The sequence below is a fragment of the Mesorhizobium sp. CA14 genome, from assembly GCF_020165195.1.
Classification (GTDB): Bacteria; Pseudomonadota; Alphaproteobacteria; order Rhizobiales; family Rhizobiaceae; genus Mesorhizobium.
Genome location: NZ_JAIUHR010000026.1, coordinates 1 through 13,470 on the forward strand (window position 1 = coordinate 1; position 13,470 = coordinate 13,470).

The window sequence follows — 13,470 nt, forward strand, 5'->3', positions numbered from 1 at the left end:
TCTGCTTCACCGCCATTGCGATTCCCTCCGAGCTTCCTTCTCAGAGAATCACAACCAGCCAATTACGCAACAGGCCCCTTGCGGGAGAAGGTCGTCGCCGAAGGCGACGGATGAGGGCAGCTCCAGGGAAAACCAGCGTCTCACTCCGCTGGAACACCCCTCATCCGTCTCGGCGCTATCGCGCCGATCCACCTTCTCCCACAAGGAGAAGGAAAAGACGAATTTCAATCAATTTTTAATCTTTTTCGCCCGCGCCTCTGGACAAGGCGAATCGGCTTTGATTCTTTAATGGCGATTCGGGCGTGCGGCGTATCCGGATCATCCAGTATACGGCAGATCGGGGAGTGCCATTTATGGCCAAGGCGGACGCGTGGGGCGCGCCCGGAGGGAAGGCTTTTGCGCGTCGCAAGGCAAGGAACGATGGACTTGCCGGCAATACGCGCCTGATCGCCGAACCTGCCTATCAACGGCTCTTAGCCGCCGAGCCGCTGCTGCGCCGTTCGATCCCGGCTCTGATCATCATCTTCCTGATCGTCATCGCCGCGCTGCGCTTCCTGTCGCTGATGAACGAGCATGATGAGATCGAGCGCGACGCCAAGGCCGTGCTGGCGCTGGGCGCCGGCCAAATGGCGCAGGCCGTCACCGCCGACCCCAGCGCGGCCGGCACCAACGCCATAAGCCTCCTGGAGAACACCAGCCGCCAGGGCGCCATGAGCCGCGCCCATGTGCTTGCCATCACCGACGCCGACTTCAAGGTCATCGCCGTCTCGCCGCTATCCACGGGCTGGCAGGGCCGCACGCTCGACAGCCTCGTGCTGGGCGGCCAGCCGCTGTTCATGTTCGGCGACCGCGCCGGGGTGATGGATGTCAGCATCTCGGGACAGGACTGGTTTGCCGCCGTCAGCCTCGGCGGCGATCGCAAACATGCAGCCGCCGTGCTGGTGCCGCAGGAAGCGGTGTTCGACAGCTGGCGCAAGTCGATGTCGCTCAACGTCACGCTGTTCGTGCTGACGGCGGGCGTGCTGATCGTCATCCTCTATGCCTATTTCGGCCAGGCGGCGCGTGCCCAGGCCGCTGACCGCATCTATCTCGAGGCGCATCAGCGCATCGACATGGCGCTGGTGCGCGGCCGTTGCGGCCTGTGGGACTGGGACATGGTGCGCGGCAAGATGTATTGGTCGCGCTCGATGTACGACATGCTGGGCTACGAGCCCTGCGACACGATGCTTTCCTTCGGCGAGGTCGACGAGATCATCCATCCCGACGACGGCGACCTGTTCGAGCTCGCCAACCGCATCGTCGAACGCGAGATCGACCATATCGACCAGGTGTTCCGCATGCGACACGCCGACGGACAGTGGGTGTGGATGCGGGCCCGCGCCCAGGTGATCGATCCGGAAGCGCCGGAGATCCAGCTGATCGGCATCGCCGTCGATGTCACCGAGCAGCGGCACCTGGCGCTCCGGTCGGAAGCGGCGGACATGCGGCTCAGGACCGCGATCGAGAACATCAACGAATCCTTCGTGCTGTGGGATGCCGCCGAGCGGCTGATCATGTGCAATTCGAAGTTCCAGAAGGACAATGGGCTATCGGACCGCGATGTCGTGCCCGGCATTCTCCGAGACTCGGTGGAGGAGCGGATGCTGGCCTTCGCCTCGGAGCGCAGGCTTGCCAACGCCAACGGGCCGCAGGGCGGCGTCAGCTTCGAGCGTCAGCTCGCAGATGGCCGCTGGCTGCAGGTCAATGAGCTCAGAACCCGCGACGGCGGCATCGTCTCGGTCGGCTCCGACATCACCCAGATCAAGCTGCATCAGGAAAAGCTGGTCGATAGCGAGCGCCGGCTGATGGCGACGATCCACGATCTCAGCCTCGCCCGCCGCGCCGAGGAGGAACGCGCCAGCGAGCTGGTCGAGCTCAACCGCAAATACATGAAGGAAACCGAGCGCGCGGAGGCGGCCAATCGGGCAAAATCCGAATTCCTCGCCAACATGTCGCATGAGCTGCGCACACCGCTCAACGCCATCATCGGCTTCTCCGAATTGATGCAGCAGGGCCTGTTCGGGCCGCTCGGCTCGGAGCGCTACGAGGAATACGCGACCGACATCAACGGCAGCGGCAAATACCTGCTCGGCGTCATCAACGACATCCTCGACATGTCGAAGATCGAGGCCGGCCAGTTCTCGCTCGACCGCGAGGAGATCGACCTCTGCCCGCTGATCAAGGAGACGGTACGGGTGATCTCGCTGCAGGCGGCGGAAAAGTCGATCAATGTCGAGACGCGCATCGCCGACGCGATGCGGGTCTACGCCGACCGCCGCGCGATCAAGCAGATCGCCATCAACCTTCTTTCCAATGCGGTGAAATTCACCGGACAGGGCGGCAAGATCACGGTCAGGGCGCGCAACACCTCAGGCGCGCTGCTGCTCACCATCGAGGACAATGGCTGCGGTATCCCCAAGCAGGCGCTGAGCAAGCTCGGCCGGCCCTTCGAGCAGGTGCAGAACCAGTTCTCCAAAAACCACACCGGCTCGGGCCTCGGGCTCGCCATCTCGCGCTCGCTGGCCGAGCTGCAGGGGGGCGCGCTAAAGATCCGCTCGACCGAAGGCGTCGGCACCATCGTGTCAGTGCGAATCCCGCTGAAGAAGGCACCGCCGACGGTGAAGGCGGCGGCTTAGGTCGGAATGCGGAATTTCCAAAAGCTCCGGCGGACAGCGCCCGCTCCGTCCTGCTGGACATCTCCTCACTTCCGGCTTGCCCCGGGCCGGTCAGGGCGGCAGTCAGTCAAACCCAACGGACTGTCGGGTCGCTAAACTGGACCGGTAGGGTTTAAATCATTTGCTGCTGCAGATGCCGGACTTGCATCGGCGCCATTCGATGCCCGTCTATAGGTCAAGCTGACGACCAGACCGATATATCCGACCTGCAGAATGATCATGGCCAGGATTGCCCATCCAAGCATCGCCCAGACAAAACCAGTTTCGTTGTAAGCCCAGATCGCCACGATGAATGACGTCGTGAACATGCCTACTAAAAATTTCGGAAGATCCATAGTTGCCCAGCGCCCCAATGCATGGCGATTTAGGCGGCTTTCAAATCAGCCGTTAAGAACCCGCCGCTCCATTTGCGAAGCGGCGGGGCCCCCCATCGTCGGGGTGATGGTTGACCCCGGCATTGCTGACAGTGCAATTGCGGTGCCAGACCTATTGACCCGTTACGGGACACCTCTGCCAATGACGCAAGACCGGATCCCCGATTAATATTAACTGTGGCTAATGTGCCACCCGGAGAATCTCATGGCGACGATGCGGTTGATGGCGACGCTCCCGCACGAAGCAGACGGTCGAAATCTCTCCTGACCTTCCGCGACGTCTCCCTAAGATGCGCTTCCAGCACAGCGAAATCCGGCAGGTCGGTAACCGCCAGCAAGAGATCCGCAAGCCCCGGAGGGACATCGTCGCGCTGGAACTCGCCGGTGAGGCAAAGCCTGATCATCTGCGTCAGCGCCAGATAGAGTCTATCGGCTTCATCAAGCTCTTCGCGGATATCAGCTGTGGCGAAATCCGGAGAAAGGCGGGCCAAAATGTCGGCGGTCGCCGTAACCCGACGGCCGGGCTCGACATTGCCGGTGATAGTCGCGACCTGGGCGATGAATTCGAGATCGATGAGCCCGCCCGGGATCAGCTTGATGTCCCAGAGGTCGCGCGGCGGCTTCTCATTCTCGATCAAGGCCCGCATGTCCGAAGCTTCGGCTTTCACCTTGGCGGCATCGCGCGGCTGCGCCAGCACCGCCGCCACTTCCGTCTCGAGCTCGGCGCAGAGCTCGGCATCGCCGCCGATGGCGCGGGCCCGTGCCAGCGCCATATGCTCCCAGGTCCAGGCGTCCTGGCGCTGATATTTCTTGAACGCGTCGATATGGGTGGCGACCGGTCCCTTGTTGCCGGAGGGGCGCAGGCGCAGGTCCAGATCGTAGAGCACGCCTTCGGCCGTCGGCGCCGAGACGGCGGCGATCAGGCGCTGCGTCATGCGGGTATAGTAATGCGAAGGCGCCAGCGGCTTCTCGCCGTCGGAGTCCTCGGCATCGGCATCATGGTCGTAGAGCAGGATGAGATCGACATCCGAACCCGCCGTGAGCTCGCGGCTGCCGAGCTTACCCATGCCGAGCAGCGCCACCCTCCCGCCGGCGATCCTGCCATGGCGCAGCGCGAATTCGCCGATCACCGCGTTGAGTGCCGCCTCGATGGTGAGGTCGGCGAGATCGGAAAAGGCGCGGCCGGCCCGCGCGGGATCGATCGAGCCGGCAAGCAGGCGCACGCCGATCAGGAATTTCTGCTCGGAGGCGAAGATGCGCAGGCGGTCGAGCACATCCTCATAGGCGCGGTCGCCTTCGATGAAGGCGGCAAGCCGGGCCGAGAGATAGGCGCGATCCGGCAGTTCGGTGAGCAATGCCGGATCGAGCAGGCCGTCGAAGACGTGCGGGCGGCGCGTGATGATGGCCGCCAGCCGAGGCGCGGCCCCCATGATGGTCGCCATCAGCTTGAGCAGCGCCGGGTTCGACTGCAGCAGCGAAAAAAGCTGGATACCCGCCGGCAGGCCGGCGAGGAACTCGTCGAAGCGCATCAGGGCCTCGTCGGCGCGCCGCGTCTGGCCGAAGGCCTTGAGCAGCGCCGGGGCCAATTCCGTCAGCCGCTCGCGGGCTTCGGCCGATTGCGTGACGCGGTAGCGGCCGAAATGCCAGCCGCGGATGACGCGGCAGATGTCACTCGGCCGCTGGAAGCCCAGGCGATGCAGCGTCTGCAGCGTGTCGGGATCGTCGACATCGCCGGTGAAGACCAGATTGCCGACGCCGGCCGAAAGCTCCGGAGCGGTTTCGAACAGCGCCGCATAATGGCGCTCGACCTGCTGCAGCGAGGCGCGGAAAGCCTGCGTGAATTCCGCCTCGCCGGCAAAACCCAGCATCAGCGCGATGCGTTTCAGCTCCTCGTCTTCCTCCGGCAGGATATGCGTCTGCTCGTCCGCCACCATCTGGATGGCGTGCTCGACGCGGCGCAGGAACCAGTATTGCCGGGTGAGTGCATCGCGCGCGTCGGCGGTGATCCAGCCTCGCGCGGCGAGCGCTGCGAGCATCGGCACCGTCTCGCGGCCGCGCAGTTCCGGGAAGCGGCCGCCAGCAATGAGCTGCTGGGTCTGGACGAAAAACTCGATCTCGCGGATGCCGCCGCGGCCGAGCTTGACGTTGTGGCCCTTCACCGCGATCTCGCCATGGCCCTTGTGGGCATGGATCTGGCGCTTGATCGAATGGACGTCGGCGATCGCCGCATAGTCCATGTATTTGCGCCAGACATAGGGCTGCAATTCCTTGAGGAAGGCCGCGCCCGCGGCAAGGTCGCCCGCCACCGGCCGCGCCTTGATCATGGCCGCGCGCTCCCAGTTCTGGCCGCGCGCCTCGTAATAGCGAAGTGCCGCCTCGACAGGGATCGCCAGCGGCGTCGAGCCGGGATCGGGGCGGAGCCTCAGATCGGTGCGGAAGACATAGCCATGCTCGGTGCGGTCCTGGAGGATGCGCACGAGACGACGGGTAACCCTGGAGAACAGCTCGGTCGCGTCGAGCGGATCGATGACGGCCGGCGCTTCCGGATCGAAGAAGACGACGAGGTCGATGTCGGAGGAGAAATTCAGCTCATGCGCGCCGAGCTTGCCCATGCCGAGCAGGATCCAGCCCGAACCCTTTGCCGGTTCCGCCGGATCCGGCAGCTTGAGCTTGCCTTGCCGGTGCGCGTCGAGCAGCAGGAAATCGACGGCGGCTTTTGTGCAGGCATCCGCGAGATCGCTGAGACGGCGCACCGTCACCGAGGTCTCCGCTTCGCCCGAAAGATCGGCCAGCGCGATCAGGAAATGCGCTTCGGTCTTCCATTGGCGGAGCGTCATCATCAGGCTCGATTCGGAGGCGTCATCCGCGCTGGCCGCGCCGCCGATCGCCTCGCCGATGGCGCCGAGCCGCGCTTCGATCGTCCGGTCGAACAGCGTGTCGAGAATTGCCGGCCGCCGGCGCGCGACATCGCGCAGGAAGGGCGAGAGGTCGAAGATGGCCGCCAGCAGGTCCTGCAGCGGCCCCTCGCCCGCCAGGAACGCAGCGAGGCGGGAAAGCCCGTCTTCCTCGGCGGCATCGGCGATTTCCGACAATTCGCGCCGGGCATGGCCTGCATCCAAGGGGCGGAGCGCCAGCGTCGGGCTAAGCCGGAACTCGGATTCGATTTTCTTCTTCGCCATTTATCCGCGCCATCAATGCGTCTCCCGCAACGGGAAACTCATGACCACGGACAATCCGGGATTGGCGGGTAAAAGATCAAGCCTTCCATTGTGGAAAGTCATGATCGCCTTGGCCAAGCTGAGGCCGAGGCCCGAGCCCGGCTGCGAGCGGCTCTTTTCCAGGCGCACGAAGCGCTCGGTGGCGCGGGCACGATCGGCGTCGTCGGGAATGCCGTGGCCATTGTCGGTGACCGTAAGCTTGATCTCGTTGCCGAGGCGCTCCAGCACCACCCGCACTTTCGGCGCTTCGGCAGCGTCGGTCGAATATTTGATGGCGTTGTCGACGATGTTGGACAGCGCCTGGCCGATCAGCTCGCGATTGCCGTTGATCGTGAGGGCTTCGGGCGCGGTCGCTTCCAGCGCGACGCCCGCTTCCTCAGCCACCGGCTCGTAGAGCTCGACAACATCGCTCACCGTGGCGGCGAGATCGACGGGGCCGGTCTGTTCCGAGGAATAGCCGGCCTCCAGGCGCGAGATCATCAGGATGGCGTTGAATGTCTTGATGAGCTGGTCGGATTCCGCGATCGTGCCTTCCAGCGCCTGGCGGTAATCCTCGATCTTGTGCCGGCCGGCAAGAGTCGCCTCGGCGCGGTTGCGAAGCCTGGTCAGCGGCGTCTTCAGATCATGGGCGATGTTGTCGGAGACCTGCTTCAGCCCTTCGTTCAGCATGGCGATCCTGGCCAGCATCGAATTGAGGTTTTCGGACAAGCGGTCGAATTCGTCGCCGGCGCCGGTGACCGGCAGCCGTCCGGACAAATCGCCGCCCATGATGCGGCGGCTGGCGTCCGAGACACTGTCGATGCGCTTCAGCGCGGCGCGCCCGACAAAGAACCAGATCAGAATGCCGCCAAGTCCCATCATGCCGAGCGCCAGGGTCAGCGCGCGGCTGATGACCGCGCGGAAGCGCTCCGGCTCACCGAGGTCGCGGCCGACCAGCATGATCATCTGGTTGGGCAGTCTCAGCACCAGCGCGATGGCGTTGTGGCCCTTTTCCCCTGTCGACTGGGGAGTGTTGCTGCTGTCGCCGGTCTGGGGTGCGGGTTGGTCGGTAGCCCCACTGCGCAGCCGGTCGAGTTCGCCCTCGCCGAAGCGCTGGTAGGAGAAGGGCTCCGTCGTCCAGCCCTCGGTCTCTATCACCCCGGGCTCCAGGCTCTGCACATTGCCGGTCAGGATCTGGCCGTTGGCATCGGCGATAAGATAGAGATTGGCGCCAGGCTGGCGCGAACGGGCTTCGACGACGCGCACCAGCACCGGCAGGCCGCCGCGCTGATAGGCGCGGGCCAGGCCCAGCACCTCGTCGTTGATGGTCTCCTGCGTCTGCGCGGTCAGCATGCGCGCCGACAGCGACGTCATGTAGAGGACGAGCAGCACCGCGCAGAGCGCGAAAAGCAGAAGATAAAGCGCCGAAAGCCGGGCCGCCGTCGTCTTCATGATGGCCGGCAGGGAAAGAGCCATCTTGCTCCCTAGCCGCCTTTCAGCATGTAGCCGGCGCCGCGGATCGTGTGCAGGATCGGCTTGTCGAAACCTTTCTCGATCTTGCCGCGCAGGCGCGAGACGTGGACATCGATGACATTGGTCTGCGGATCGAAATGATAGTCCCAGACATTTTCCAGAAGCATGGTGCGCGTCACCACCTGGCCGGCATGGCGCATCAGATATTCGAGCAGGCGGAACTCGCGCGGCTGCAGCGTGATTTCGCGGCCAGCGCGCTTGACCGAGTGCGACAGCCGGTCGAGCTCAAGATCGCCGACACGGTAGACGGTCTCGGACTCGCGCGCGCTGGCGCGGCGGTTCAGCACCTCGACGCGGGCAAGCAATTCGGAAAAGGCATAGGGCTTGGTGAGATAATCGTCGCCGCCGGCGCGTAAACCGGTGACGCGGTCGTCGACCTCGCCCAGCGCCGAAAGGATCAGCACCGGCGTGGTGTTGCCGCGCGAGCGAAGCGCGGCGATCACCGACAGGCCGTCGCGGCGCGGCATCAGCCGGTCGACCACCATCACGTCATAGTCGCCGGCATCGGCGAGCGCGAAGCCGGTCTCGCCATCGCCGGCGACATGGGCGGTGTGGCCCGCCTCGGCGAAGGCTTTCTGCAAGTAGTCCGCCGCCTCGCGATCGTCTTCCATGATGAGAATCTTCATGGAGCCGTTATACGCGATTTCATTGGAAAGTTGAGGGGCAGTCATTCTTCATGCCTTGCATTCATTAGTCGCATATCTTCTTCCCAAAACCGGCGACCACTTTTGGGCGACATGCATTTCGTTCCGCATGTCGTGATCCCAAAACCGGTGCCCACTTTTGGGCGACATGCGATAAGCGGCAGCGGGTGATGGGAAACCCGCTGCCGCCAGGAGCGAAACACGGTGACTGACTTACGTGCTCGGCCCCATGTTTCCCCACGGCGGCTCGGGGGTGTTGATACCGCTATGGGGAAAGCTGAAAGTCGATGTCAGCCCTTGCCGACCGGCAACGCGACGAAGCGGTTCGAGTCGTCGCGGGTGATCTGCATCAGCACGGCCTTGCGGCCGGCCTTGGCGGCATCGGTCATCGCCTTAGAGACGTCGTCGGTGGTGTTCACCTCGTTCGAGTTGATCGAGGTGATGACGTCGCCGGGCTGGATGCCGCGATCGGCCGCGTTGCTGTCGGGATCGACGTCGGTGACCACGAGGCCCTTGCCATTGTCGGCCTTCGTGACGGTCAGGCCGAGATCGGCGAGCGTGTCGGGTTTGGCGGCGGGCGCCGACTGCTTGTTGCTGTCGCCGTTCGAGGCCTGCTTGTCGCTCGCGGGCAGCGTGCCGAGATCGACCTTGACCGTCTCGTCCTTGCCGTTGCGCCAGACGGTGACATCGACCGGTTTGCCCGGCGCGAATGCACCGATCATGCGGGCGAGTTCCTTCGGCGAGGCAACGTCCTTGCCGTCGACCTTGGTGATGACGTCGCCGGCGGCGATGCCCGCCTTCTTGCCGGGCCCGCCGTCCTGGGCGCTCGAGACCAGCGCGCCCTTGTCCGACTTCAGGCCGAGCGACTCGGCGATGTCGGAGGTGACCGGCTGAATCTCGACGCCGAGCCAGCCGCGCTGAACCGAGCCGCTCTTCATTAGATCCTGGACGACCTGCTTGGCGGTCGAGGCCGGGATGTCGAAGGCGATGCCGACGCTGCCGCCCGACGGCGAGAAGATGGCAGTGTTGATGCCGATCACCTGGCCGTTGAGGTTGAAGGTCGGACCGCCCGAATTGCCGCGGTTGACCGAAGCGTCGATCTGGATGAAGTCGTCATAGGGGCCGGCGCCGATGTCGCGGCCGCGGGCCGAGACGATGCCGGCGGTGACGGTGCCGCCAAGGCCGAAGGGATTGCCGACGGCAACCACCCAGTCGCCGATGCGGACCTTGGAATCGTCGGCGAAGTCGACATAGGTGAACTTGTTGCCGCCGCCATCGACCTTGAGCACGGCAAGGTCGGTGCGCGGGTCGGTGCCGATCAGCTTGGCGTCAAGCTCCTTGCCGTCATTGGTGACGACGCTGAAATCCGAGCCTTCCGACACGACGTGGTTGTTGGTGACGAGATAGCCGTCTTCCGAGATGAAGAAGCCCGACCCTTGAGCGACCGGACGCGGCTGGCCATTGCCATGGTCGCGATGGTTGAAGCGGCGCATGCCGAACTGGCCACCCTGACCCTGGTCGCCAAAGCCGCGGAATTCCTTGAAGAAGCGGCGCAGCTGGGGATTGTCGGGCAGATTGTCGAAGCCGTCCTGATCGTCCGAGCCGTCGTCGGCCGTCGGCTGGATCTTGGCCTTGACCTTGACGCTAACGACCGCCGGCGAGACATGCTCGACGACATCAGCGAAGCTCGGCACCTGCGGGGCTTCGACGCGCACGGCATCGGCCAGCACGGGGGCGGTGCCGGTGGCAAGCGCGCCCGCGCCGACCGCACCGATAACGGCCAGGGACGCTGCAGCCGCCATTAGGCGCTTTCGGGTGCGGGAATATGAATTGGGGGCAATGTTCATGGATTTCGTTTCCTCTTTCGAAGGGATGCGCTCAGGCGAAGCATCCTCGGGCAAGAGGATTAGAGAGCCGCACATTACGGCGCCATTTCCACTACATGAAAGTTTTGTAATGTTGGGATTGGCGACGTGCGCGAGATCACGAGGTTCAAATTGACCAAAGGCCGTACCAACCGAACTCGAGTCTCAGTCGAATCGGGGACCAAGACGATCGAAAGCATCAAGCGCACGATAGCCAAGGGCGGTTGCGGTCAATCGCCAAGCTCGGCATGGCGCTAGTCGCGCAGCATCTTATCCAGCGCCGCCTGTTCCTCGGCGCTCAAGGTGCTGTCCGGCACAGTTCGGCGCGAGCGTGCGCTGAATACGATGAAGATGCCACCTGCGATAAGCAGAAGCACCGGCGTGCCCCACAAAAGCGCGTTGCGCAGGCTGAAACGCGGCTTCAAGAGCACGAACTCGCCGTAGCGCGAGACGATATAGTCCATCACCTGCTGGTCGGTGTCGCCGGCGAGGAGGCGCTGGCGCACGAGGACGCGAAGATCGCGGGCAAGATCGGCGTCGGATTCGTCGATTGACTGGTTCTGGCAGACCATGCAGCGCAGGCCTTCCGACAGCACGCGCGCCCTCGCCTCCAGCGCCGGGTCCTGCAACACTTCATCGGGTTTCACCGCCTGTGCCGCACCAGCGAAAAACAGCGCCAGCAGCAGGACCAGCGAGGCGAGTGAAAACCTCGCGCTCATGTCGGGTTCGCCAGGGCTGCGGCCGGCGTTCGCCGCTTTGCCGGCGCGCCAACGCGCAGGCGACGGTCGAGCAGCGACACGGCCGCCCCCGCCATCATCACCAGCCCGCCGCCCCAGATCAGCGTCACCAGTGGCTTCCACCAGAGGCGCACGACGACGGAACCGTCATTGTTCTCGTCGCCGAGCGACAGATAAAGCTGGCTCAATCCAATCGTCCTAATGCCGGACTCCGTCGTCACCGTCTGGCGCACCGGGTAGAAGCGTTTTGCGGAGGTGATCGCGCCATCGGCGTTGCCGTCGGCGCCCATCAGCAGGAAGCGGCCGCGATCCTCGGTGAAGTTCGGACCTTTCTGCGGAGAGAGCCCTTCGAAGCGCAGCGTGTGGCCGGAAAGCTCCACCGTTTCGCCGGGGCGCATGGAGAGGATTTTTTCGGTGCCGAAGCAGAGCGTGCCGACGATGCCGAGCAAGGTCAGCCCGAGGCCGAGATGGGCCAATGCCGTGCCGAAGACGGAGCGCGGCAGACCGACGAGGCGGCGAAGCATCACGGCCGGCGCCACGGAGCCGAAGCCGGATTTGACGGCAAGGTCGGTCAGCGCGCCGCCGACCAGCCAGACGGCGAGGCCGACGCCGAGGGCGGCAAAGACCGAAGCGCCGTCGATGAACAGGCCGGTGACCAGCATCGCTGCGATCGCCGCCGCGAAAGCCGCCATCAGCCGCTGCGAGGCGGCAATGACGTCGCCGCGTTTCCAGGCGAGCAAGGGGCCGAACGGCACGATCGCCAATAGCGGCAGCATCAGCGGGCCAAAGGTCAGGTCGAAGAACGGCGCGCCGACCGAGATCTTGCCGCCGGTCAGCGCCTCCAGCGCCAGTGGATAGAGCGTGCCGACCAGCACCGTTGCCGTGGCGGTGGTGAGGAACAGATTGTTCAGCACCAGCGCGCCCTCACGCGAGATCGGATGGAACAGGCCGCCCACCGTCAGCCGCGAGGCGCGCAGCGCAAAGAGCGCCAGCGAGCCGCCGATGAACAGCGTCAGGATGCAGAGGATGAAGACGCCGCGCGCCGGGTCAGTGGCAAAGGCGTGCACCGAGGTGAGCACGCCCGAACGCACCAGGAAAGTGCCGAGCAGCGACAGCGAGAAGGTCAGGATGGCCAGCAGCAAGGTCCAGATCTTCAGCGCCGAGCGCTTCTCCATGACAATCGCCGAATGAAGCAGCGCGGTACCGGCAAGCCATGGCATAAAGGAGGCGTTCTCGACCGGATCCCAGAACCAGAAGCCGCCCCAGCCGAGCTCGTAATAGGCCCAGTAGGAACCCATGGCGATGCCGCCGGTCAAAAACATCCAGGCGACAAGCGTCCAGGGCCGCACCCAGCGCGCCCAGGAGGCGTCGATACGACCCTCGATCAGCGCCGCGACCGAGAAGGAGAAGCAGATCGAGAAGCCGACATAGCCGAGGTAAAGCATCGGCGGGTGGATCGCGAGGCCAAGGTCCTGCAGGATCGGGTTGAGGTCGCGGCCTTCAATCGGCGCCGGATTGAGACGGATGAACGGGTTGGAGGTCGCCAGGATGAACAGGAAGAAGGCGGCGCCGATCATGCCTTGCACGGCCAGCACATTGGCCTTGAGCGTCGCCGGCAGATTGTTGCCGAGGACGGCGACGAGCGCGCCGAAGAAGGTCAGGATCAGCACCCAAAGCAGCATCGAGCCTTCATGGTTTCCCCAGGTGCCGGTGATCTTGTAGATCATCGGCTGCAGCGAGTGGGAGTTCTCCCAGACGCTCGCCACCGAGAAGTCCGAGCCCGCATAGGCGCTTGCAAGGGCGGCGAAGGACAGCGCGGTCAACGCGAAGCCGGTGACCGTGACCGGACCGCCGACCGCCATCAGCCGCTGGTTGCCGGTGCGGGCGCCGACCAGCGGCACCAGCATCTGCACGAGCGACAGCGCGAAGGCGAGCACAAGCGCGAAGTGTCCAGTCTCAACCATCAGTTCGTGCTTTCCTGCCAGACGCCCTTAGCCTTCAGGCCGTCGGCGACTTCCTTGGGCATGTAGCGCTCGTCATGCTTTGCCAAAACGCTGTCGGCGACGAAGACGCCGTCCGGGCCGAAGGCGCCCTCGGTGATGACGCCCTGCTCCTCGCGGAACAAATCGGGCAGGATGCCGGTATAGGTAACCTTGACCGATTTCTGCTTGTCGGTGACCGAGAAGGCGACGGTGGCGCCCTGCCCGCGCACGATGGTGCCCTTCTCGACGAGCCCGCCGAGCCGGATGCGCTGGCCGGGCGGCACACTTGCCGTGGCGAGATCGGCCGGCATGTAGAAATAGGAGGCCTTCTGTCCCAACGCATAGAAGGTGAGCCCGGCAGCGGCACCGAGGAAAGCCAGCCCCGCCAGGACCACCGACATACGCTTCTGCTTGCGCGTCATTG

Annotated in this window: 10 protein-coding genes; 2 read left to right on the forward strand and 8 right to left on the reverse strand. The window is 64.5% G+C overall.

Going from position 1 to position 13,470, the window contains the following annotated elements; translation table 11 throughout:
* On the forward strand, positions 1-289 hold a 289-nt coding region (locus LB565_RS22890; protein ID WP_224588044.1), incomplete at its 5' end, for a hypothetical protein.
* Positions 290-353: 64 nt separating this feature from the next.
* Positions 354-2,675: a PAS domain-containing sensor histidine kinase gene (locus LB565_RS22895; RefSeq protein WP_224588047.1), complete on the forward strand. Its 2,322-nt coding sequence runs from the start codon at positions 354-356 to the stop codon at positions 2,673-2,675.
* 131 nt (positions 2,676-2,806) lie between these two features.
* Here the strand turns inward: LB565_RS22895 and LB565_RS22900 are convergent, their stop codons facing one another.
* The 8 genes from LB565_RS22900 to ccmE form a co-directional block, all read right to left on the reverse strand.
* Complete coding sequence (locus tag LB565_RS22900) at positions 2,807-3,049, reverse strand: hypothetical protein (RefSeq protein ID WP_224588049.1); 243 nt, start codon at positions 3,047-3,049, stop codon at positions 2,807-2,809.
* 242 nt (positions 3,050-3,291) lie between these two features.
* Positions 3,292-6,267, reverse strand: coding sequence for a bifunctional [glutamine synthetase] adenylyltransferase/[glutamine synthetase]-adenylyl-L-tyrosine phosphorylase (locus tag LB565_RS22905; RefSeq protein WP_224588051.1), 2,976 nt, complete (start codon positions 6,265-6,267; stop codon positions 3,292-3,294).
* Between the two features lie 12 nt (positions 6,268-6,279).
* Positions 6,280-7,761 carry a sensor histidine kinase gene (locus LB565_RS22910; protein ID WP_224588052.1) on the reverse strand — a complete coding sequence of 494 codons (1,482 nt, stop codon included), beginning with the start codon at positions 7,759-7,761 and terminating at the stop codon, positions 6,280-6,282.
* Between the two features lie 8 nt (positions 7,762-7,769).
* Complete coding sequence (locus LB565_RS22915) at positions 7,770-8,444, reverse strand: response regulator transcription factor (protein WP_224588053.1); 675 nt, start codon at positions 8,442-8,444, stop codon at positions 7,770-7,772.
* A gap of 308 nt (positions 8,445-8,752) precedes the next feature.
* A complete protein-coding gene (locus tag LB565_RS22920; RefSeq protein ID WP_224588054.1) occupies positions 8,753-10,309 on the reverse strand; it encodes a Do family serine endopeptidase in 1,557 nt (518 codons plus the stop codon).
* 272 nt (positions 10,310-10,581) lie between these two features.
* Positions 10,582-11,046 (reverse strand): cytochrome c-type biogenesis protein, encoded by a 465-nt coding sequence (locus LB565_RS22925; protein ID WP_224588055.1) that lies wholly within the window; start codon positions 11,044-11,046, stop codon positions 10,582-10,584.
* Positions 11,043-13,028 carry a heme lyase CcmF/NrfE family subunit gene (locus tag LB565_RS22930; RefSeq protein ID WP_224588056.1) on the reverse strand — a complete coding sequence of 662 codons (1,986 nt, stop codon included), beginning with the start codon at positions 13,026-13,028 and terminating at the stop codon, positions 11,043-11,045. Before LB565_RS22930 ends, LB565_RS22925 begins: the two co-directional genes overlap by 4 nt.
* A complete protein-coding gene (ccmE, locus tag LB565_RS22935; protein ID WP_224588057.1) occupies positions 13,028-13,468 on the reverse strand; it encodes a cytochrome c maturation protein CcmE in 441 nt (146 codons plus the stop codon). Before ccmE ends, LB565_RS22930 begins: the two co-directional genes overlap by 1 nt.
* Positions 13,469-13,470: the final 2 nt, after the last annotated feature.